Consider the following 19,984-nt stretch of genomic DNA (forward strand, 5'->3'; position numbering starts at 1 on the left):
TTTTCAAATGGGCGGCTTCGGCCGCCCATTTCCGTTTTCGGAGCTACCGATTGTTCGTCTTTCGAGGGTGGACGCCCTTTGTCCGCGCCTCTACATCACCCGTGAACATCGAAAGGACGATCATGGGTCAGCTCAATGCCGGCATCGTGCCGGTCACACCGTTCCAGCAGAATTGTACCATCCTGTTCGACATGGATGACAAGCATGGCGTCGTCGTCGATCCTGGCGGCGATATCGACAAGGTGCTGGCGGTGCTGAAGGACAATGCGATCTCAGCCGGGGCGATCTGGATAACGCATGGCCACATCGACCATGCCGGCGGCGCAATGGAGTTGAAGGAGGCGCTCGGCGTCGAGATCATCGGTCCGCATGAGGCCGACAAGTCGCTGCTCGACAATCTGGAAAACCAAGGCAAGCGCTACGGCATCGCCGGAGCGCGCAACTGCGTGCCCGACCGGTTCCTGTCCGAAGGCGAGACCGTGTCGTTCGGCGGCCATGTGTTCGAGGTGCTGCACTGCCCCGGCCATGCACCAGGTCACGTCGTCTACTACAACCGCGCGGCCAAGTTCGTCCATGTCGGCGACGTGCTGTTCCGCGGCTCGGTCGGCCGCACCGACCTGCCGGGTGGCGACCATGCTGCACTGATCGCTTCGATCAAGGACAAGCTCCTGCCGCTCGGCGACGACATCGGCTTCATTTGCGGCCACGGTCCCGGCGGACGTTTTGGCGAGGAGAGGCGGACCAATCCGTTTCTCGTTTAGAGCAATTCACTATTTCACGGAAACGGCGGGGCCGCTCTGACCCTTTGTTCTGACTCAATTCCCAAGGGAAAACGCTTTGCGCTTTTCCCGGGAAACCGTTTCACACTTTTCCTGGAATTGCTGTAGGGCGTGCCGATATTCGCCTGCCCCAATCCTGTGATGCTCCAAACAAAAAAGCGCTGGCCTTGCGGTCAGCGCTTTTCTGTTGGGGCAGGGAAGCCCTGGTTTAGTTCGCCGTGCAGAAATGCTGTTCGCCGTCATTGCCAGTGAACGTGCCGGTGCGGGAATTGAAGGTGCGGTAGCGGTCCGAGCAGTATTCGTACCAATCACGCGTCCACGGCTCGGCATAACGATCAGCGTAGACCACCCGCGGCTCCGCATAGTAGCGGCGGACCGGGGCCGGGCGCACCACCACGTCACGATCGTAGTAACCGTCATCGTAGTAGCGGTCAGCGTCGGGCGGCGGGCGGTCATTGGCCAATGCGCCACCGATCAGCGCACCGGCCGCGAGGCCGAGCACGCCGGCGGCAATGGCATCGCCGTTGCCATGATGGCCATGATGACGGCGCCAATCACGTGCGTTGGCGGCGGGCAAGGCCGAAAGCGTGGTGGCGACCACGGCAGCGGCCAGGACGGCGGTCTTGAAAATTCGGTTCATCTCGGTCTCCTTCGTGCCGGCCCGTGTAGTTTCGGGGATGCGGTCCGGCTTTACCAAAGACTAATATGCAACCGTGGCTGAACGGGGGCTGAACGGATTTCGACGAATTTATTCACAACAGGCGTCAAAGGTCACACGCCCTCCAGGGAGCGAAAACCATCGCCGGTCCAAGCCGGCTCAGCCGACCGACAGGTTGACGGCCTTGGGTCCCTTACCGCGCTTGTCCGGCTCGGTGTCGAACGACACTTTCTGGCCATCCTCCAGGCCGGGAAGGCCGGACGCCTGCACGGCTGAAATATGGACGAAAACATCCTTCGCGCCATCATCGGGCGTGATGAAGCCGAAGCCCTTGGCATGGTTGAAGAATTTGACGGTGCCGGTCTGCGGCATGGGAAGCTCCTTTGTCCCATAAACTCCAGTCTCGGGCCGGCAAATGCCCGAGTGGAAATTTGTCCTTTATTTTAGCGTCATCGGCAAGAGAAAGTTTTGCGGGCGTCTAAAGCACGTTGCGGCACGCTTTGGGTCTTTGTTTTATGCAAGTCGTTGCCCAGAACCTGGCGGCTTGGGCGACATCACCGGCCCGCGCCTTCGATAAGGAAAAGGCGCGACGAAGATCGCCGCGCCTTTCAAAATTCAGATCCCTCTCCAGGCCAGGTGCAGGCATGGAGCCTCCGTCGCACGTCCGAGTGACATGCGGCGCCGATGGCTCAGGCTGCGCGGAGGTTGACGGCCTTGGGGCCCTTGCCCATGCGGTCCGGCTCGACGTCGAAGGTGACCTTCTGGCCGTCGACGAGCGTGCGCAAGCCGGAGGCTTCGATCGCGGAGATATGGACGAACACATCCTTGGCGCCACCATCGGGCGTGATGAAACCGAAGCCTTTGGTCGCGTTGAAGAATTTAACGGTGCCGGTCTGGGCCATTGGGGAAACTCCTTCACCCGTTCAGTCTTTGGTGGTCCCGCCCGCCGCCTGGCGCAAAGGGCAGTTCCCGGTGGTTGCTTCGGCAGTCATGCATTGGCGCATGGTCAAACCCCCCGCCGAAAACGGGGCCGTCAGAGATTCACAGTATCGGGGAAAGGTCGTCCAAAACGTTCCGCTCTCCGGGTCGCAAATGCCCGAACACGGAATTTATCGCACGGAAACGTGATGGTTGCAAGATACCGCCGCGGGCCGCCGTACTGGCGCATCCCGACGCATCAATCGACTGACCTGAGCATCGATGGGCTCGGCATAGGCTTGCTTGCCGGCCGGGTCATCGGCCAGAGCCGGGCCACGAATGGGCCAGACATCGCGGCGCGCTGACCTCCCTTGCGGTCCAGGCGCCGTTATCGTTTGCCGAGCTCAAACGGGGGTTGCATTTGGCAAGGGAATGGCGAGGATCGGTAACCGGGGACCGATCGTGGGAGATCATCATGAAATTTCTGGCGGCAATCTTTTCGCGGCAGGGTTTTGTCATCTTGTTGCTGTCGGCAATTCTTGCCGCCTGCACCGTTGTCGTCGATGAGGGACCAGGGCCACGCCCGCGTCCGCCACGGCCCGAGCCGCAATATTGCAGCAAGCAGTACGAGCCGGTCTGTGCCCGGCGCGGCGGCGATCGCCAGACCTTCGCCAATGCCTGTCTTGCCGACCGGGCTGGCTACCGCATCGTGCGCGACGGTCCGTGCCGCGACAGCGGCGGTGGCGGTGGCGGTGGCGGTGAAGAGCAGACGTTCTGCACCCGCGAATATGCTCCGGTCTGCGGCCGCCGGCATGGCGCGATGCGCACCTTCCCCAATTCCTGCGAAGCCCGCGCCGCGGACTATCGCGTCGTTGGCGACGGGCCGTGCTGAGAACGCTGCGCGTTGTTGAGGACGACAGGCGTCAAGCCGTTGGCTTCACCTGGCGACAGTAGGCGATGAACTCGGACGCGGGCATGGGTTTGGCGAACAGCCAGCCCTGGCCGTAGTCGACGTCGCGCGCCGCGAGGTAGTCGGCCTGCGCCTGCGTTTCCACGCCCTCGGCAACGATCTTCAGCTTCAGTGTCTTGGCCATGTCGATGATATGCGGGGTGACGGAACTGGTGGCGGAATTCGTGCTGATCGTATCGATGAACGATTTGTCGATCTTGAGCGCATCGAGCGGCAGCCCCTCGAGATAGGACAGGCTGGAATAGCCGGTACCGAAGTCGTCGATTGCCACTGCGTGCCCCAGTTCGCGGGCACGAATGAGCGTCGAGCGCGCCGAGTTGATATCGACGAAACCTCGCTCCGTGGCCTCGAGCCAGATTTGCTGGGGCCGGATTCCGGTGTGCTGCAACGCCTTTTCGATAATAGGCAGGACCCGCGCGGTGCCGACATCGGTTGCGCTGAGATTGATGGCGATGTGAAGCGAGCGATCGGCGACCAGGAGCCTGTTCAGGTCGAACACAACCATCGCAATGACCTGATCGGTGATCGCCGTGATCAGGCCGCTCTCTTCCGCCAGCGGAATGAAAAGATCGGGCCGTACCAGGGAGCCATTCGGCCGCTTCCAGCGCACCAGCGCTTCCGCGCCGATGCAATTGCCGGTCCTGAGCTCGACGATCGGCTGATAGTGGACGATGAATTCGTGCTTGCGCACGGCGATCTGCAATTCTCCCAAGGGCGAAAGCCGCCTTCGTGACAGCCACACAACCACGCCGATGATGAAGGCAGCCATGAAGGCGCCGAGCGGGAGCAGCATGAATTGCTGCTTGCGAACGCTGCCCAGGATTTGGCTTGTCGGTTCGGTGGCGACAGCAATCCAGTCCGTCCCGCGCGCCGTGGCAAACAAGAGATCGTCATCGATGCCTTCGCCGGGACCGGCGATGATCTTCTCGATACGAGCAGGATTCGGGCCGTTCAATGCGCCAAGCAGGATGCCCGTTTGCGTCGTCAAGGCGAGCTGGACACCAGGATCGACGATGACGTCGACAAAGCGTACCGGATCGACAAGGACGTTGTGATCCCTGTATCGCAGCGCCATCAGAAAATGGTCATCGCTCATCACCGGCTGCATGCGGGCGGTGACGGCAATGCTGTCCCTGGTGGTGAAGTCAGGGGTGGATTGCGCAACGCGCCCTTCGGTCGGTCCCCAGGAAGAGCATTTGAGCAGGCCGTTTTCGAAATAGCCCATTTCTTCGATCGGGCGCGTGTTGATGGTGAGTTGCCGCATACGGGCTATATGGTCCGCCGAACAGCGGATGCCGGTGAACTGGTCGATCTGCCGCAAGGCGGCGGTCGCATCGTTGAGCGAGATGTCGGCCCTGGCGATGGCGCGGCTGGCGAACAGCTGCAGCCGCCCATGTTCCTTTTGGACGGCCTGAATCCAAGCGAGATGAAACATAGCTGCGATTGGCAAGATGGCGCCCAGCATGGCCAACACCACCGCCGTCACGATGATGCGCGACCTGTCCATGCGCCTCCTGCTTTCGGGTATGAGCGGCGATCGTGGGTGGTCGCCCGCAACGTCTCGGCCACCAATCGCGGCAGCGGCCCGGTTCAGGCGGATCTTAGGGCCTCGATCTTACGTGAACTTTAATGGAGTCGTGGGGCAGCACCGCTGCTCTAAACCGGATAGGCGCCGTCGGCCGGGCCGGCATAGAGCTCGCTGCCACTGTCGTCGCAGATGCGCAGGCGATCGGGGATTTGCGGCATCGCCAGCGTGTGGAACAGCGCGGTGGCGTCCTGCAGCGCGGCGCGCAGGTTCGGCGCCTCCAGCGATACCTTGTCGAGAGTGGCTTCGTCGGCGTCGCGCAACCGGTAGAACTCGATGACGAAATTCAAGCGCGCCTCCGTGGTAGAGCATTGCGCAGGCCTGTCCAGTCAATTCGCCACCTCACAGAGGACGACGGAAAGGGCGCACGAGGCGCGCCCTCCAGTTTGTCAGCCTTTCGACTTCGGCTTCAAGCTGCTCTCCGCCTGCTTGACCGACGAACCGAACGGGGAGGCGGGCTTTGCCACGACCTTGTCCTTCTTCGGCTTGCGTGTCTCGCGGTTGCTACGCTGTTGACCTTTGGACATGTCGTGCTCCTGCTTCAGTGTTGGCTTGGCGGTGGGGTCTCAGACGAGCGGGTTGCTGGCAACAACGGGGTTGTCGGCAACAACCGGATCTGCCGGTTCGAGATTGTCTTCGGTGGTGACCCGCTCATAGGTCTCCTGCTCGCTGCGGATGCGGTATTGCGGCGAACCATCCTTGACCGGCAGCCTGCTCTTGATCTGGAACAGTTCGGCGGTCTTCTGGACGAGGCCGGTGCGGCTCTTCATGCGCACGGTCTGACCGATTGCAAACTGGTGCGCGGGCGTGTCGGTGCGCGGGCGCGCATTCTGCTGGAAACGGATCATGCTGCATTCTCCCTGTCGCGCTTCAGCGCTGTTTCGAGTTCGAGGTAATCGATGGCGACAAGCTGGCTGGTGGGCGGGCTTTTCGCTGCCCTTGCCGGCAGATGGATGAAAGTGGCGACGCGGCGCCAGGCAAGCCGCGACATGCCCTCGATCAGCTCTTCGTCGTGGTCGATGTCGTAGTCGCCGGCAGGCAGCTGCCCTTCCAGTCCGCCGAGCACGAAAGGTGCGGTGAAGTGCGCGATGGAGTGGGTGGTGCGGTCCGGCATTGTCTTACCTATGCAAAGCAGCGGTCCTGAAAACAAAAAAGCGGGGACGAGCCCCGCTTTCCTATTTCCGGCAGTCGCTGGAAATAAGCCTCTTTCGAGAGCTGCCAGTACATCCGTGGTCAGCGTTCATCGAATTCGGCCGGATCAGATCAATTGCAAATTGGCGGCCGACTCGCGGCCCTTGGTGTCACGCTCCAACTCGAACTGCAGCTTCTGGCCTTCGGCGAGGCCGGGGAAGCCGGCGCGCTCCAGTGCGCTGACATGGACAAAGACGTCCTTGCCGCCATCGGTCGGCTGAATGAAGCCGGTCTGACCATTGTAGAACTTCACGGTTCCGGTGTTCATGTCGGTCTTTCGAAGAAAGAGAATGGTCGCGCGGAGCGAATATGCCGCGCGCCCGGTATCGATGATTTGGAATGAGATTGGCGGGCCGAGAACCTCTGACGCCGCGAGATGCCAATTCTGGCCCAAAGCGATCCTGCACAGATAGGTCTTTGTTGTAATTTAATCAAGGCGTTTTAAAATAAAAATGGGCTTCATTCAAAAAATTGCGCGCTGTAACTATCAGAAAAATGATGATACAAATTCGTACAATTCAAAAACTGTTTGAAGCTTAGCGGGAATAATTCTCCCGGTATTTTCATTTTTCTTGTGAGTTGAAGAAGGAGACCTCGAGATGTCCGTAAAGACGCCAACAGGCACCCCCGTAACGATCACGCCGGTCGCAAAGCCGGTAATGGCAAAGCCGATGGTTGTCCTGTCGCCGCGGCTGACTGTCAGAAGTGACGAGGCGGCAAAGCGAAGGATCGCCGACACCGATGGAACGGTTCGGCGTGCCAGGCAGGTTGCCGAGACCAATCGCCTGATTTGATCTTTCCGCACCGACGAAAGGGCGAGACAGCAAGCGAAGCCTTGAACCTGGCGCGCCAATGGCCTAGATCGCCACAGGCGGATAAAACACGGCAGGTTTCCCATCAACAGAGATCAAAGACGAGCGGCGGGTGCGGGAGCCAGGTCTGGCGCAGGCGGACAGCCGCCGCTGGGCCTCGACCAGTATGTGCAGCAGGCGTTGCAACTGCATCAGGCGGGGCGCCGGCAAGAGGCTGAGACGATCTACCGGCAGGTGCTGGCGCGTCAGCCCAAGCATGCGGCCGCGGCGCATTTCCTGGGACTGCTGCTGCACCAGACCGGGCGCAGCGAAGAAGGGCTGGATCTCATCGAACGGTCGGTGAGCCTGCAGCCGACGAATCCCGATTTCCTCAACAATTTCGGTACGGTGATGCGCGACCTCGGCCGCCCTGCTGCGGCCATCGATTTCTTCCGCGGTGCGGTGGATCTGCGGCCGGACCAGCTCGCGGCGCGCGACAATCTCGGCTCATCGCTGAAGCAGGTCGGCCAGTTCGAAGAGGCCGAAGAGATTTATCGCGGCACGGTTGCACGCAACCCATTTCACGTGCGCGCCCGCATCGGGCTTGCCGAAACCCTGCAGGAAGCCGGGCGGCTGGATGAGGCGCTCGCCGTCTTCCGCGAAGCGCTGGCGATACGCCCCAAGGATGCCGACCTGCTGCACGGGCTCGGCGTCGGGCTGATGGAAAAGGGCAAGCTCGACGAGGCGGCCGACCTGTTCCGGCAGGCGTTGGCGATCAACCCCGCCATGGCCACAGCCTGGCTGATGCTGACGCAGGTCAAGCGCCAGAAGGAGCGCGACAGCGAGCTTGGGGGCATGGAAGCCCAGCATGCCAAAGCGCCGCAGGACAGCCTGGCACGCATGCAGCTGTCCTTCGGACTCGGCAAGGCGAATGACGATCTCAGGGATTATGGCCGGGCCTTCGACTATTTCGCCGAAGGCAATGCGATCCGCCGCAAAGGCATCAACTACGACCAGGCCAGGACGCGGGCCGAATTCGAGGCGATGAAGGCCACCTTCGATGCCGGCTTCTTCGAGAAGCACAGGCCCAGCTCAATCAGCGACGACACGCCGATCTTCATTGTCGGCATGCCGCGTTCGGGCACGACGCTGGTCGAGCAGATCATTGCCAGCCATCCGGAGGTCTATGGCGCAGGCGAGCTCAGCATCTTGAAGAAGGCGGTCGGCAGGCAGTTCCCGGCGACCATGCCGGGTGGCTTCCCATGGGGCGTATCGGATATGGGCGATGCGGATTTTGCCGAGGCAGGCCAAGCCTATCTCGACATGCTGCATGCCCGCTATCCGAACATGCGTCACGTCACCGACAAAATGCCAGGCAACTTCCTGCTTGTCGGCTTCATCCACATGATGATGCCGAAGGCCAGGATCATCCACTGCGCGCGCGATGCGGCGGCCACCTGCCTGTCGATCTACAAGGTGCATTTCCGCGGCGACAGCCATCGCTATGGCTACGATCTCGGCGAGCTCGCCGACTTCCACAATCTCTACACCGACATCATGAGGCATTGGCACACGGTGCTGCCGGGCGTCGTGCATGATGTACGCTACGAGGATTTTGTCGCCGACCAGGACGGACAGACGCGGGCATTGATCGCTCATCTTGGCCTGCCCTGGGACGACGCGGCACTATCGTTCCACGAGACCGACCGACCGGTTCGCACGGCTTCAGCCGCACAGGTGCGCCAGCCGATGTATCAGGGATCGGTCGATCTGTGGAAGCGCTATGGAGACCGGCTCAAGCCGCTGCTGGACAAGCTGGATTAGCGCAACGCTATCTAGCTGATCGTGGCCTTAGCGATGGCCTAAGCACCCGCGTCGTGATCCTAAGGTCTTCGCGACGGAGCTTCGCTCCTGCTTCGCCCTAGGATGACGAAGCTGAGAGGCTTCTTCTAATCTGTTACCGGCTGCTCAAAGCTCAATGAATGGCTTGAAGCCACCGAAGATCATGCGCTTGCCGTCGAACGGCATGTCCGCCCAATCGGCCTTCAAGCGGGGATCTGCCATCACCTTGGCCATGACGGCATCGCGGCTCTCCCGCGACTCATAGACGGCCCAGGCGAAGACGACGATCTCGTCGTCCTTGGCCTGCACGGCACGCGGGAAGGACGTGACCTCGCCATAGGGCACGTCGTCGCCGATGCATTCGACATAGGCGAGCGCGCCGTGTTCCCTCCAGATAGGCCCTGCGAGGTTGGCCAGCTTCTTGTAGTCATCGAGTTTTGCCTTGGATACGGCAAGTACGAAACCATCGACATAGGACATTTTGGATCTCCTCCTGGAAGTTCACAGGGCCTCACCGGCGCCGGCCGGTGAGGGGCTCGGGCCATCGGCGGCAGATCAGGCTTTCTTCACCGGCGCGTTCATCGCCCATTCGACCCCGAACGGGTCGCGCATATTGCCCCACTGATCGCCCCAGAACATGACTTGGAGCGGCACGGCGACTTCGCAGCCGGCATCGACGGCGCGCTTCCACCAGGCTTCGATGTCGTCGCTGCCGAGGTGAAGCTGCATGGTGTAACCCTGCGGCTTGACGGCGGGCATTCCGTTTTCCGGATAGAAATCGGAGAGCATGAGGGTCGAGCCATTGATGTGGAGGTGAATGTGCATGGTGCGGCCTTTTTCGTCCGCCGGGTAGGCAAAGACCTGCTCCGCGCCGAAGGCCTTCTTGTAGAATTCGGCAGCCTTGAAGGCGCCATCCAGCTGCAGATAGGGGGTCAATCCGCCGAGCACTTTGGCCGCGGGCTGAACGGGGGTCTGATCAGTCATTTGTTGTTCCTCTTTGCGTTTGGCCTTGCGAGCCATAGGACGGATCGGACGGCGGCGATCCTACATGGCGGCGAAATTTTTTTGGCGGTCGCCCTTGATAATCCCGGACAGCCGCGGGCTCGAGCGAGAGGCGTGAAACGAACTTGCGTCGGCGGCGCCCAATCAGAGCGCAATTCTCTCGGCTCGCAGGCTAGAACAGATGGATCACGCGAACGCCTCTTCAACCCCAGGACGACAATGATCCTCTACTATCAGACCCACTCACCCTTCGCGCGCAAGGCGCTCGTCTTTGCCCATGAGGCCGGCATTGCCGATCGGCTGGAGGTCATTCATCACGAGACCAGTCCGACCCTGCGCAATGCGCGCGTCTACGCCGAATCCCCTCGGCAAAGTGCCGGTGCTGTTGCGGCCCAACGCGTCGCCGATCTTCGATTCCGATGTTATCTGCGCCTATCTCGACACACTGCATGACGGCCGCAAGCTGCTGCCGCAGGACGGCGAGGCGCGCTGGCAGGCGTTGCGGCTTCAGTCGGTCGCCCAGGGCCTCGCGCAGACAGGCATCGCTTTGCGCTGGGAGACAGAAAGGAGACCCGAAAAGCTGCGCTATGGTGCTCTCGCCGACGGATACCGGGAAAAGATCGAGGCGAGCTACGACTGGATCGAAAGCGCGCTGGACGACGAGGCACCGCTCCATGTCGGCCACATCGCCTTGGCCACCACGCTGTCCTGGATGGCGTTCCGCCACCTGCCGCCTTTTCGCTCGCGGGCGCGGCTGACGCACTGGTTCGAGGCTTTCGAAAAACGCGTATCGATGCAGGCGACACCGCTTTCAGGTGATACGCATGACTGACTGGCGCCTCGCGAGGTCAGGGGCGGCGGCCGTTCTGCGCGTCGAAGACGTCCGGAAAGCCGATATCCTTGCGTAGCGAGGCCGGCAGCGAAAGCAGGATGCGCTCGCTGCGGTGACGAGCGCGCGCTGCCGCATACCGGGTTGCGACGCGACCGATGGATGAAAGAACCGACATGATAATTCTCCCTGGGTTGGCGCCGGCATCATCGTGTCGGCATCCCAAGGACGCGATGGGCTGAGGCTATCCGACAGACCGTCGAGATTTTTTATCGCGGCGTCTGATGGTCTGTCCGAATGCTGCCGTGCGGACCTACGCAACCCTGAGCGTAGGGATCGCTGAAACATCAACTTCACGCTCTGCGTGCCAAGCATCGAAAGCCGCTTGCATTCGAAGCCAGATCGCGGCGCCGTCGCCGAACAGCTTCCCGAGGCGAGCGGCCACAGCCGGCGAAACCGGCTTCTTTTCGCGGATGATGTCATAGAGCTGCTGCCGGGAGATCCCGAGCAGATTTGCAATTTCCACCTTGGTCTTTCCAGTTGCCGGGATAATGTCCTCAAGCAGCGCTCCCGGGTGGGAGGGACAACGCTCAATAGGACGCGTCGGCTCGTGCACGGTCATAAGTCGAACTTCTCCAATCTGGCCGCCTCAGTGATATTGCTCGAAATCGACGCGGGCGGCGTCCTTGCCGTCGAACTCGAATGTGATGCACCACGGGCCGTTGACGTGGACCGTGTAGCGGATGGGATCGAAGCCTTTCAGCGGGTGGAAATCGAAGCCGGGGAGGTTCATCTCCTCCGGCTTCTTCGAAGCTTCCAGGCGGTCAAGCCGGACAAGAATGCGCTTGTGCATCTTGGCGTCGATCTTGCCGGTCTTTCCGGTTCGAAAGAGGTCCGACAGCGCCTTGTTCTTGAAGGACTTGGTCATCGATATGTGTAAACAGATTGCTTACAAGAAACAAGGTCTGTAAGCAAATAATTTACATGCCAGTCGACCTCCGTTGGCCTCATCCTGCCGTTTCGGCCACTGAGCGGAAGAACTCCTCGGGGTCCTCGACTTCGGTCAGCTTTCGTTTGTCGATCAGCCAGAAGCGGTTGCCGATGGCGCGGATGAAGGAGCGGTCGTGCGAGGCGAGCACACAGCTTGCCTGATGCGCCAGGAGTTCCGCTTCCAGCGCTTCCTGGCCGTCGATGTCGAGGTGGTTGGTCGGCTCGTCCAGCAGATAGAAGTTGGGATTGGCGAGCCTCAGCGCCAGCATCATCAGCCGTGCCTTCTGGCCGCCGGACAGCACGCCGATCTTTTTCTCCTGCATCTCGATGACCACGCCGGCGCCGGCCAGCAACGACCGTGCGCGCTGCTCGCCGACATCGTAGCGGCGCGAGACCATCGCCAGCGGCGTGTCGTCGCCGCTGATGCCCGACAGCGCCTGATCGCTGTAGCCGAGCACCGTTGACGGCGTCACCTTCACATTCCGCACCGTGTCCGGTTCGACAATGGCATTGCGGATCAGGGTGACGAAGCGCGACTTGCCGACGCCGTTGCGGCCTAGCAGCACGATGCGGTTGCCCTGGCAGATGTGGCGCTTGCCGGTCCGAAACAGCAGCGTGCCATCGGGTGTTTCGACAGCCGCGTCATCGAGCGTGATCAGCACTTTGGCGTGGGTGCCGCGATTGGCCAGTTTTATGGCACCCGCCGACTTCTCGCGATGCGCCGGGTTCGCCGCTTCCTCCAGTTTTTCGGCCCGCTGGCTGAGTTGCCTGGTCTTGACCGTCAGCAGGTCGCTGCCTGAATTGATGCCGATGTTGTTGAGCTTGGCCGCCTGCCGGCGCAATTGCTGCGCCACCTTCATGTCGCGCTGGAACTTGCGCTCGGTCGAGGCGTCGACCTCGTCGAGCGCCCGCCTGGCGCGGGAATAGGGCAAGGCAAACACGGGCGACTGTTCCGGGCGCAGGAACAGCGTCCGGTTGGTGGCGGCGTCGAGAAAGGCGCGGTCGTGGCTGGCAATGACGACCGGCACCTCACGCGGCAATGCGTTGAGCCAGGTTTCCAACTGGCTGATGCGAGCAAGGTCGAGATGGTTGGTCGGCTCGTCGAGCAGCAGCACGTCCGGATCTGTCACCCAGGCGCGGGCGATCAGCGCCAGTCTCTGCCAACCGCCGCTCAGCGCCTGCATTGGCCGCTCGCGCATCGGCTCCGGCACGTCGAGTGAATCGAGAACCACGTCGACGCGCCACAACTCGCTTTCAGCCTGCTCGGGCGGCAAGGCGTCGGCCACGACCTGATGGAAGCTGCGGCTGAGAAGGGCCGGGGCAATGGATTGCTCGACATGACCGACGCGCAGGCCGCGCGTGCGGGTGATGTCACCGGAGGTCGGCTCCATCTCGCCGGTCAGGCATTTCAGCAAGGTCGACTTGCCGCGGCCATTGGCGGCGACAATGCCGAGCCGGTCGCCGGAGCCGATGGTGAGGTCGAGATTGGCAAACAGCGGCGCACTCATGGTGACGCCGAGGGATTTGAGGCTGATCAGGGCCATTTTGATTTCTCTGGTCTTGCCGGAGACATCTCCGGTCCACTTTGACGGTGCGCGTGCTGGCCATCAGGCTCGGCGTTGCAACACCACGAAGGGCAGACCAAAAAATCGAAGCGGGAAAAACCCGGACCGTCCCTGGTCAGCCCTGCAAGCTAGCTCGCAGGGCAGAAATCGGGCCACGCTGACGATGGTGACGATGAAACGTAAACACGTGAGCCCTCCTTTCAAGACGTTCGAGTGTGTGGAGCGATTACACCAAAGGCGAGGCTGGTGGCAAGGGGGGCGGCCCAGGAGGGAGCGATGCGGTGAAGCTGCCAATCTCCCCCTAGTGGGGGAGATATCCGGCAGGACAGAGGGGGGCGCTGTCCCGCCGGCATTTCGAATAATTTGAACCTACTTCCCCGGCCGTCCCGTCTTCCCCGGCCGGCGTTTGTCGCGGCGTGCGTCGCCTGGATCCTCGTATGAGCCGATGCCGGCGCGCTGGCGAACGATTGGCTTAGCGGAATCGTCGCGTTCCTTCGCGCCCCCCTCTGCCCTGCCGGGCATCTCCCCCACTTGGGGGGAGATTGGCTGCGGCTTGGCCGGCACTTTTCCTTCGACCGGCTTTTCCGTCCGCCGTACAGTCATTTCATCGAGCGAGTTCTTCTTGAACAGTGGCTTGGTGACGTCGCCGGGAATGCCGAAGTCGGAGCCGTGCGCCTCTTCGGCCGACTGTTTCTTGAACAGCGAGCGTGACACCGCGCCGGCCGGCGTCGGCATGTCGGTGCCCGGGCCCATATCGTCGATCGAGGGTTTCGAAAACAGCGGCTTCTTCACCGGTACGGCGCCGTCGGCGCCCATCTCGTCGAGATCAGGCTTGCGGAAGAGGTTGGGCCGGGCAGCCTTGGCCGCCTCTTCTGCGGCACGCGCCGCGTCGAGCTTGCGGAAACGCTCCTGTTCCTCTGCTGTCCGATGTTTGGCCACGCCCTTGTTGTGCTTGCCCTTTTCGCGGCCTGAGGCAGGACTTTCCATATCGGCGTATTTGGCCAGTGGGTCTTCGGAGATGGACAATTCCATCTCTCGCAGACGCTTGATCTCGTCGCGGATACGAGCCGCCTTCTCGAAGTCGAGATTGGCGGCGGCATCGCGCATCTGTTTCTCCATCGCGTCGAGATGGGCCTTCAGATTGTTGCCCATCATGGCGCCGGCGCTGTCGGTGAACTGCGAGATGTCGGCGCGGACATGGTCTTTTTCGTAGACCGAATCCAGGATGTCGGAGATGCGCGACTTGACCGATTCCGGGGTGATGCCGTTGGCCGCGTTCCACTCCACCTGCTTTTCGCGGCGGCGGTTGGTTTCGGCCATCGCCCGTTCCATCGAGCCGGTCACCTGGTCGGCATAGAGGATGACCTTGCCGTCGACGTTTCTGGCGGCGCGGCCGATGGTCTGGATCAGTGAGGTTTCCGAGCGCAGGAAACCTTCCTTGTCGGCGTCGAGAATGGCGACGAAGCCGCATTCGGGAATGTCGAGGCCCTCGCGCAGCAGGTTGATGCCGACCAGCACGTCGAAGGCGCCGAGGCGCAAATCGCGCAGGATCTCGATGCGCTCCAGCGTGTCGATGTCGGAGTGCATGTAGCGGACACGGATGCCTTGTTCATGCAGATATTCGGTCAAATCCTCGGCCATGCGCTTGGTCAGCACCGTCACCAGCGTGCGGTAGCCGGCCTTGGTGGTGTCGCGGATTTCGCCGACGACATCGTCGACCTGGGTCTTGGCCGGGCGAACCTCGACCGGAGGATCGATCAGGCCGGTCGGGCGGATGACCTGTTCGGCGAAGACGCCGCCGGCCTGCTCCATTTCCCAGCCGCCAGGGGTCGCCGAGACGGCGACCGAAAGCGGACGCATGGCATCCCATTCCTCAAAGCGCAGCGGCCGGTTGTCCATGCAGGACGGCAGACGGAAGCCGTATTCGGCCAGTGTCGCCTTGCGGCGAAAGTCGCCGCGATACATGCCGCCGATCTGCGGCACGGTGACATGGCTTTCGTCGATGAAGACCAGCGCGTTGTCGGGAATGTACTCGAACAGCGTCGGCGGCGGATCACCCGGCTGGCGGCCGGTGAGATAGCGCGAATAGTTCTCGATGCCGGCGCAGGAGCCGGTGGCCTCCAGCATCTCGAGGTCGAAGCGGCAGCGCTGTTCCAGCCGCTGCGCCTCAAGCAGGCGGCCGGCCCGCTCGAGTTCGACCAGCCGGTGCTTGAGCTCTTCCTTGATCGACTTGATCGCCTGGTTCAGCGTCGGGCGCGGCGTCACATAGTGCGAATTGGCGTAGATCTTGACGCTTTTCAGCTCGCCGGTCTTCTGGCCGGTCAGCGGGTCGAACTCGGTGATCTGCTCGATCTCGTCGCCGAACATCGAGATGCGCCAGGCGCGGTCTTCCAGGTGCGCCGGGAAGATCTCGATCGTGTCGCCGCGCACCCGGAACGAGCCGCGGACGAAATTGATGTCCTGGCGCTTGTACTGCTGGGCGACGAGATCGGCGAGCAGCGCGCGCTGGTCGAGCCGGTCGCCGATCTGCATCTGGAAGGTCATCGCCGTGTAGGTCTCGACCGAGCCGATACCGTAGATGCAGGACACCGAGGCGACGATGATGACGTCGTCGCGCTCGAGCAGCGAACGCGTCGCCGAATGGCGCATGCGGTCGATCTGCTCGTTGATCGAAGATTCCTTCTCGATGAAGGTGTCGGTGCGCGGGACGTAGGCTTCCGGCTGGTAATAGTCGTAGTAGGAGACGAAATACTCGACGGCGTTTTCCGGGAAGAATTTCTTGAACTCGGAATAGAGCTGCGCCGCCAGCGTCTTGTTCGGCGCCAGGATCAAGGCAGGGCGCTGCGTCTCCTCGATCACCTTGGCCATGGTGAAGGTTTTTCCGGAGCCGGTGACGCCGAGCAGCACCTGGGTCCGGTCGTTGTTGTCGACGCCTTCGACCAGATCCTTGATCGCGGTCGGCTGATCGCCGGCCGGCTCGAAGTCCGACACCATCTTGATGGCAATGCCGCCTTCGGACTTTTCCGGGCGGGCAGGGCGGTGCGGCGTCCACAGCACACCGTCCTTGTGCAGCGGATTGCCGGATTCGATCAGCGCCGACAGTGCCGCCACCGTCGCGGTGACGCTGCCCGAAGCCATGGTCTCGGCGTCTTCCAGCGAAATGTCGAGACCCGCGACCGGGTTGAGGCCCGCTGCCGTGCGCTCCCTCGCCGTCGCCGCCCCACCCATCGAGGTGCCGCGCGAACTGCGTCCCGGCGAGCTTGAACGCTCGGGTATCTTCTTCGACGGCTTCGGCGATTTGCCGCCGTCGCCCTTGCCGGCAAGACGCCCTTCCTTCTCGGCCTCCTGCTCGATCTGCTCGGCCCAATCCGCGATCGAACCGGTCAGCGGCGTGCCAGAGAGCTCCGGCTGCGGCATCTCGGCGAAGCCGCCTCTGTGCAGCGGTTCCGAAGCGTCCAGGAAATCGGTCAGCGGGCTGCGGCGCTTCGGCGCGGCGCGGTCGTCATTCGCCGTCGGCGACGTTTTCTGATCGGGAGATTTGGCCATGTCCCGAATATGGGATTTCCTGGCCAAAATGGAAAGAGCGCGGTGGGGAGAGGCGTGCCGGACAGCGCTGCTCCTGACAGCAGGCTGTCAGGAGCAGGCGGGAAGGTACGCCCGAAAGCCTCTTGTCGCTACACGCCCCTGGCGGCTGATGCGACCTGCGTCGCCGACCCGTTCAGGCGCGGCACCACGACGAGGCGTTTGATCTTGCCCTTCTTGAAGGCGGCGAGGAAACGCGCATAATCCTTGAAGGCGACGCAGCCGCTCGACTGGGCGTAGCGGCCCCGAAGCAGATACGTATGGGCCAGAAACCCGTCGCGATTGTACTTGTTGCGGCCATCGACCGGCGTCAGGCGCAAGGCCTCCACACCATGAAAGCGCGACTCGCGCAGCGACAGATTGTAGGTGTTGGGCGGTGTCGGTCCGCGGTTCTTCTGGTCGGCATAGCGCGGCTGGTCCGTCATCGCGCCGATGCCAGAATGCGCCTCGAGCCTTGAGCCGTCAGGCATGTAGACGGTGGCGGCGCTGATATCGTAGACGGCGACGCCATTGCCGGCGCCGCTTCTGGATCCCGGCGAGTTGAACAGATTTCTGAACGCCTTGCCAAGGCCGCCCGAAGGCGTGTCCGGCTTGGCGTAGGCCAGCACATCGCCGCCATCGGCCGGCCGGCCTTGCCGCGCCGGTTTTGCCGGCTGGGCCTGCTGGACCGTCTCACGCGCCGGCTTCGATTGCTGGGCGGGCTTGGGCTGCTGAACAGATTTGGGCTGCTGGACCGGCTTAGGCTGCTGCTGCACGATTTTGGGCTGCGGCGGGTCGAATTGCGGGCGGCGGGTCGGCAACGGCACGTCGTCGGTCAGCGCGTCCGGCAGCGAGGCGGCATCGCCGGGTTGATCCTGCTGGGTTTCGACGGGCGAAACCGCGATATCGGCTGACGATTCCTCGATCGGCAGCGGTGAGGCAAACGCCTCGGCGTCGACCGGCAGCGACTGCACGAGGGCAAGGGCCAACTGCGAATTGTCAGGCGTATCGGATTGGGCAAAGCCCATCGGCGGCGGTGCGGTCTGCACGACCACCGAGCCGGTATCCAGCCGGGCGAAACGTTCGGCTGCCGGAACTGGCATGTTATCGGACAGGCTGGCCGTGACCTGGACGGACGGCACTAGCGACGCCTCGGCAATTCGCGGTGCGACGGTGGAGATCACCGGGCGCGTGTTGGCAGTGGCGGCAGGCTTTCCGGCGTCGGCAAAGGCAGCGGCCAGCTTCATCGGCGAAAGCGACGCTTCCATGCGTTCAAAGCGCTCCTGCGCCTTCGACTTCACGGCGGCGGGCGTCGGCTTTGCCTGCGCCACAAGGCGTTCGGATTTTTCCGCCTGCGAGCTTACCCTGGCCAGCTTGAAACAGCTGGCGCCGCACTGCACCGAATGATCATGCAGGGCCTGAGTGCCGCCATTGGCATTGGCCAGCACGAAGGGTGCTTTCAAAAAGTGCTGTTTCAGCGGATCGGTAAGTGCGAGCGATCCCGGCATGGACAGCGTCTGGGGCAGGCCAACCGAAGTCGCCGACAGCGAGGCGCCGACGGAACTGAGGCCGGCCATGGTGCCGATCAGCCAAAGGCCGATGGCGGTGCTGGCGCAAGGCAGCGCGACCCAGCGAGCCACCCGGCCAGCGTTGAAGGAAGAGGAACGCGGAGCATCGACGAACTCGCCGCCCTCACGCTGTCCCCGGTTTTTTTTGTGTGTACTCAACAACGCCATGCAACCAATCTCGCTTCAATCGGTTTCCCCGTACGTGGCCTTGAGAGCCGCGACGACCATTCTGTGAGTGATCCCAGGTGGTCCCCGACGCGTTTGCCGCGTCTGTAGTTGGTTGCCGATTGCTTCAAAATATGGACAAAGTTGGTTAATCAATTCCTCTCAAAACCAACGACGAGATGTGGATTTGGGCCAAATTTGGCTTCGTCCACGGCCAGGAAAGTGGTGTTGTCGCCCTTCCGACCTGGTTTTGCTGCCTGTTTTTGGCGGCCGAGTCAAGCAAAACAGCCGCTGCTAATTTTTGCGAAGCGCCTTCGCGCGGCATCTGCAGTGAGTGACTGCCAGCAGACATCGCCTGGGAAAGGCGCCTGCTTCCAGTAAAAATGTTGCCGGTCTTGCCAAGATTTCCCCTGCGGAAGGGCCTGAAGCAGCCCGTCCTCAGTTGAACCAGAGCGCAAACGTCAAAAACCCGCCGCCGCCGAACTGGCGCTGGATCTGGTCGAAATCGTCGCTGGTCACGAGTTCGCCGCTTTCGAGGTAGGGCGCGATGGCCGGGCCGGTGATCGACAGCACCAGATCGAAGTTTTTCGGGTCATCGAAGAAGCGCTTCATGTTGATGCCTAGGCCAGTGCTGGCGGTGACGCGGAAATGCGGCAGCAGCTTGCGGCCTTCCAGGAGATCCTCGGCCATGGTCAAGGCGGCGAGCCAGGCCTGAACCTGCTCCTCGCCGACTTCGAGGCCGGTGAGTGGGTTCTCGCCCTTCTGCTGCGGTCCAGGCAGCCATTCGCGGTCATTGTCGGTCTCGGCACGGATCGCCTTCCAGTCCTCACGCGACAGCCGGATCATTTCCAGCAAATGGCGGCGCGCCGCTTGCCGGCGCGCCGGTTCGACCACCGGCCAGTTGACGAGATGCACCATCGAGATGAAATCGGCGATGCGCCATTCCGACGAGAAGATGCTCGAGCCCATGTCGCCGGCCGGCGGCACCAGAATATCCTGCAACGGCAGCTTGGCGCGCGGGAACAGCATGTGGAACGAGCCGTCGAAGGTGCTCCTGAAATCATGCGCAAGCCAGAAATCGGCCTGCGCCATCAGGAACTCGGCATAGCCCTGCAGCCAGTATCCGTCGGCGCGGTCGAAACGGAAGGTGAGCGTGGGAATGGCATCGTCCGATGTAATGCCGCCGCGTGACAACCCGGCAATGATCGCCGCCATGCTCTCGTCCGGCGCGATGGTGCCGTCCTCGTTGAGGTCGATGCCCGCACGGGTGAGATCGATCACCATGCCGATATCGGCATCGGGCGGCACCGACGCAAACGTTGCCACGGATTTCTCCAGCCGGTCGCGGAAGCCCACCAGGATGGCGCGGAACTGCTCGTAAGTCAGCGGCTCTGGATTGGGATTCTCGGGCACCGGCAACCGCATCAGCGGCAGCATGAAGGATTGCGGGCTTTCGAAACCATGACGGTGCAGGCCGGTAGCCAGGATCTCCAGTGCGGTGAAGAACTCGCCCGCCCCGGCCGCATAGGCGGACGCCGGGTCTTTTGGCGCGGCGGTCTCCAGCATAGAC

The 19,984-nt window shown here is 62.3% G+C and carries 23 protein-coding genes and 1 pseudogene; 5 read left to right on the forward strand and 19 right to left on the reverse strand.

Annotated features, from left to right (window positions below):
• Positions 1–122 precede the first annotated feature (122 nt).
• On the forward strand, positions 123–761 hold the full coding sequence (locus tag EOB80_RS04585) for an MBL fold metallo-hydrolase (RefSeq protein ID WP_127326804.1): 639 nt from the start codon (positions 123–125) through the stop codon (positions 759–761).
• A 226-nt stretch (positions 762–987) separates the two neighbouring features.
• Here EOB80_RS04585 and EOB80_RS04590 read toward each other — a convergent pair whose 3' ends face one another.
• The 3 genes from EOB80_RS04590 to EOB80_RS04600 all read right to left on the reverse strand — a co-directional run bounded on the left by EOB80_RS04590 (position 988) and on the right by EOB80_RS04600 (position 2,339).
• Positions 988–1,419 carry a BA14K family protein gene (locus EOB80_RS04590; protein WP_127268420.1) on the reverse strand — a complete coding sequence of 144 codons (432 nt, stop codon included), beginning with the start codon at positions 1,417–1,419 and terminating at the stop codon, positions 988–990.
• Positions 1,420–1,596: 177 nt separating this feature from the next.
• Complete coding sequence (locus EOB80_RS04595; protein WP_013530020.1) at positions 1,597–1,809, reverse strand: cold-shock protein; 213 nt, start codon at positions 1,807–1,809, stop codon at positions 1,597–1,599.
• Between the two features lie 317 nt (positions 1,810–2,126).
• A complete protein-coding gene (locus EOB80_RS04600; RefSeq protein WP_006202520.1) occupies positions 2,127–2,339 on the reverse strand; it encodes a cold-shock protein in 213 nt (70 codons plus the stop codon).
• A 225-nt stretch (positions 2,340–2,564) separates the two neighbouring features.
• On the opposite strand from EOB80_RS04600, the gene EOB80_RS34440 reads away from it, so the two are divergent.
• Both EOB80_RS34440 and EOB80_RS04605 read left to right on the forward strand, forming a co-directional pair.
• Positions 2,565–2,720: a hypothetical protein gene (locus EOB80_RS34440; RefSeq protein ID WP_164748816.1), complete on the forward strand. Its 156-nt coding sequence runs from the start codon at positions 2,565–2,567 to the stop codon at positions 2,718–2,720.
• A 110-nt stretch (positions 2,721–2,830) separates the two neighbouring features.
• Positions 2,831–3,247 (forward strand): Kazal-type serine protease inhibitor domain-containing protein, encoded by a 417-nt coding sequence (locus EOB80_RS04605; protein ID WP_127326805.1) that lies wholly within the window; start codon positions 2,831–2,833, stop codon positions 3,245–3,247.
• A 31-nt stretch (positions 3,248–3,278) separates the two neighbouring features.
• On the opposite strand, the gene EOB80_RS04610 is transcribed toward EOB80_RS04605, so the two are convergent.
• The 7 genes from EOB80_RS04610 to EOB80_RS34450 all read right to left on the reverse strand — a co-directional run bounded on the left by EOB80_RS04610 (position 3,279) and on the right by EOB80_RS34450 (position 6,954).
• Positions 3,279–4,832 (reverse strand): EAL domain-containing protein, encoded by a 1,554-nt coding sequence (locus EOB80_RS04610; RefSeq protein WP_127326806.1) that lies wholly within the window; start codon positions 4,830–4,832, stop codon positions 3,279–3,281.
• A gap of 149 nt (positions 4,833–4,981) precedes the next feature.
• A complete protein-coding gene (locus EOB80_RS04615) occupies positions 4,982–5,200 on the reverse strand; it encodes a hypothetical protein (protein ID WP_127270522.1) in 219 nt (72 codons plus the stop codon).
• Between the two features lie 99 nt (positions 5,201–5,299).
• A complete protein-coding gene (locus EOB80_RS34445; protein ID WP_164482279.1) occupies positions 5,300–5,437 on the reverse strand; it encodes a hypothetical protein in 138 nt (45 codons plus the stop codon).
• A gap of 39 nt (positions 5,438–5,476) precedes the next feature.
• Positions 5,477–5,758, reverse strand: a complete 282-nt coding sequence (locus EOB80_RS04620) for a hypothetical protein (RefSeq protein ID WP_127323161.1) — start codon at positions 5,756–5,758, stop codon at positions 5,477–5,479.
• Positions 5,755–6,024 (reverse strand): hypothetical protein, encoded by a 270-nt coding sequence (locus EOB80_RS04625; RefSeq protein WP_127326807.1) that lies wholly within the window; start codon positions 6,022–6,024, stop codon positions 5,755–5,757. The genes EOB80_RS04620 and EOB80_RS04625 overlap by 4 nt, the downstream gene beginning before the upstream one ends.
• 144 nt (positions 6,025–6,168) lie before the next feature.
• The gene (locus EOB80_RS04630) at positions 6,169–6,369 is read right to left on the reverse strand and encodes a cold-shock protein (protein WP_127326808.1); all 201 of its coding nucleotides are present in this window, start codon (positions 6,367–6,369) and stop codon (positions 6,169–6,171) included.
• A gap of 219 nt (positions 6,370–6,588) precedes the next feature.
• Entirely contained in the window at positions 6,589–6,954 is a 366-nt protein-coding gene (locus EOB80_RS34450) for a hypothetical protein (RefSeq protein ID WP_164762508.1), read from the reverse strand.
• Positions 6,955–7,093: 139 nt separating this feature from the next.
• Here EOB80_RS34450 and EOB80_RS04640 point away from each other — a divergent pair, with 139 nt between their 5' ends.
• Positions 7,094–8,716: a tetratricopeptide repeat-containing sulfotransferase family protein gene (locus EOB80_RS04640; protein ID WP_245466240.1), complete on the forward strand. Its 1,623-nt coding sequence runs from the start codon at positions 7,094–7,096 to the stop codon at positions 8,714–8,716.
• A gap of 144 nt (positions 8,717–8,860) precedes the next feature.
• On the opposite strand, the gene EOB80_RS04645 is transcribed toward EOB80_RS04640, so the two are convergent.
• A complete protein-coding gene (locus tag EOB80_RS04645; protein ID WP_023809794.1) occupies positions 8,861–9,214 on the reverse strand; it encodes a DUF1428 family protein in 354 nt (117 codons plus the stop codon).
• Between the two features lie 75 nt (positions 9,215–9,289).
• Positions 9,290–9,718 carry a glyoxalase/bleomycin resistance/extradiol dioxygenase family protein gene (locus EOB80_RS04650; protein WP_127268665.1) on the reverse strand — a complete coding sequence of 143 codons (429 nt, stop codon included), beginning with the start codon at positions 9,716–9,718 and terminating at the stop codon, positions 9,290–9,292.
• 237 nt (positions 9,719–9,955) lie between these two features.
• Here EOB80_RS04650 and EOB80_RS04655 point away from each other — a divergent pair.
• Positions 9,956–10,568 (forward strand): annotated as a pseudogene (locus EOB80_RS04655) (glutathione S-transferase family protein).
• 16 nt (positions 10,569–10,584) lie between these two features.
• Here EOB80_RS04655 and EOB80_RS04660 read toward each other — a convergent pair.
• The 7 genes from EOB80_RS04660 to EOB80_RS04690 all read right to left on the reverse strand — a co-directional run.
• Complete coding sequence (locus EOB80_RS04660; protein ID WP_127268662.1) at positions 10,585–10,743, reverse strand: hypothetical protein; 159 nt, start codon at positions 10,741–10,743, stop codon at positions 10,585–10,587.
• A gap of 135 nt (positions 10,744–10,878) precedes the next feature.
• Positions 10,879–11,187 (reverse strand): HigA family addiction module antitoxin, encoded by a 309-nt coding sequence (locus EOB80_RS04665; RefSeq protein WP_127268663.1) that lies wholly within the window; start codon positions 11,185–11,187, stop codon positions 10,879–10,881.
• A gap of 27 nt (positions 11,188–11,214) precedes the next feature.
• Positions 11,215–11,493, reverse strand: a complete 279-nt coding sequence (locus EOB80_RS04670; RefSeq protein ID WP_127326810.1) for a type II toxin-antitoxin system RelE/ParE family toxin — start codon at positions 11,491–11,493, stop codon at positions 11,215–11,217.
• A 79-nt stretch (positions 11,494–11,572) separates the two neighbouring features.
• Positions 11,573–13,099: an ABC-F family ATP-binding cassette domain-containing protein gene (locus EOB80_RS04675; protein WP_127326811.1), complete on the reverse strand. Its 1,527-nt coding sequence runs from the start codon at positions 13,097–13,099 to the stop codon at positions 11,573–11,575.
• A 390-nt stretch (positions 13,100–13,489) separates the two neighbouring features.
• Positions 13,490–16,666 (reverse strand): excinuclease ABC subunit UvrB, encoded by a 3,177-nt coding sequence (uvrB, locus tag EOB80_RS04680; RefSeq protein WP_127326812.1) that lies wholly within the window; start codon positions 16,664–16,666, stop codon positions 13,490–13,492.
• Between the two features lie 128 nt (positions 16,667–16,794).
• Positions 16,795–18,417, reverse strand: a complete 1,623-nt coding sequence (locus tag EOB80_RS04685) for a DUF2778 domain-containing protein (RefSeq protein ID WP_127326813.1) — start codon at positions 18,415–18,417, stop codon at positions 16,795–16,797.
• Positions 18,418–18,852: 435 nt separating this feature from the next.
• Positions 18,853–19,984: hypothetical protein (locus EOB80_RS04690; protein WP_245466241.1), on the reverse strand; the 1,132-nt coding region annotated here is incomplete at its 5' end.

The organism is Mesorhizobium sp. M7A.F.Ca.MR.245.00.0.0 (assembly GCF_003997415.1).
Lineage (GTDB): Bacteria > Pseudomonadota > Alphaproteobacteria > Rhizobiales > Rhizobiaceae > Mesorhizobium.

Bases quoted from the DNA above. Each gene is read 5' to 3' on its own strand.
- EOB80_RS04585 (WP_127326804.1), top strand. From the start codon at position 123: ATGGGTCAGCTCAATGCCGGCATCGTGCCGGTCACACCGTTCCAGCAG.
- EOB80_RS04590 (WP_127268420.1), bottom strand. From the start codon at position 1,419: ATGAACCGAATTTTCAAGACCGCCGTCCTGGCCGCTGCCGTGGTCGCC.
- EOB80_RS04595 (WP_013530020.1), bottom strand. From the start codon at position 1,809: ATGCCGCAGACCGGCACCGTCAAATTCTTCAACCATGCCAAGGGCTTC.
- EOB80_RS04600 (WP_006202520.1), bottom strand. From the start codon at position 2,339: ATGGCCCAGACCGGCACCGTTAAATTCTTCAACGCGACCAAAGGCTTC.
- EOB80_RS34440 (WP_164748816.1), top strand. From the start codon at position 2,565: ATGGTTGCAAGATACCGCCGCGGGCCGCCGTACTGGCGCATCCCGACG.
- EOB80_RS04605 (WP_127326805.1), top strand. From the start codon at position 2,831: ATGAAATTTCTGGCGGCAATCTTTTCGCGGCAGGGTTTTGTCATCTTG.
- EOB80_RS04610 (WP_127326806.1), bottom strand. From the start codon at position 4,832: ATGGACAGGTCGCGCATCATCGTGACGGCGGTGGTGTTGGCCATGCTG.
- EOB80_RS34445 (WP_164482279.1), bottom strand. From the start codon at position 5,437: ATGTCCAAAGGTCAACAGCGTAGCAACCGCGAGACACGCAAGCCGAAG.
- EOB80_RS04620 (WP_127323161.1), bottom strand. From the start codon at position 5,758: ATGATCCGTTTCCAGCAGAATGCGCGCCCGCGCACCGACACGCCCGCG.
- EOB80_RS04625 (WP_127326807.1), bottom strand. From the start codon at position 6,024: ATGCCGGACCGCACCACCCACTCCATCGCGCACTTCACCGCACCTTTC.
- EOB80_RS04630 (WP_127326808.1), bottom strand. From the start codon at position 6,369: ATGAACACCGGAACCGTGAAGTTCTACAATGGTCAGACCGGCTTCATT.
- EOB80_RS04645 (WP_023809794.1), bottom strand. From the start codon at position 9,214: ATGTCCTATGTCGATGGTTTCGTACTTGCCGTATCCAAGGCAAAACTC.
- EOB80_RS04650 (WP_127268665.1), bottom strand. From the start codon at position 9,718: ATGACTGATCAGACCCCCGTTCAGCCCGCGGCCAAAGTGCTCGGCGGA.
- EOB80_RS04660 (WP_127268662.1), bottom strand. From the start codon at position 10,743: ATGTCGGTTCTTTCATCCATCGGTCGCGTCGCAACCCGGTATGCGGCA.
- EOB80_RS04665 (WP_127268663.1), bottom strand. From the start codon at position 11,187: ATGACCGTGCACGAGCCGACGCGTCCTATTGAGCGTTGTCCCTCCCAC.
- EOB80_RS04670 (WP_127326810.1), bottom strand. From the start codon at position 11,493: ATGACCAAGTCCTTCAAGAACAAGGCGCTGTCGGACCTCTTTCGAACC.
- EOB80_RS04675 (WP_127326811.1), bottom strand. From the start codon at position 13,099: ATGGCCCTGATCAGCCTCAAATCCCTCGGCGTCACCATGAGTGCGCCG.
- uvrB (WP_127326812.1), bottom strand. From the start codon at position 16,666: ATGGCCAAATCTCCCGATCAGAAAACGTCGCCGACGGCGAATGACGAC.
- EOB80_RS04685 (WP_127326813.1), bottom strand. From the start codon at position 18,417: ATGGCGTTGTTGAGTACACACAAAAAAAACCGGGGACAGCGTGAGGGC.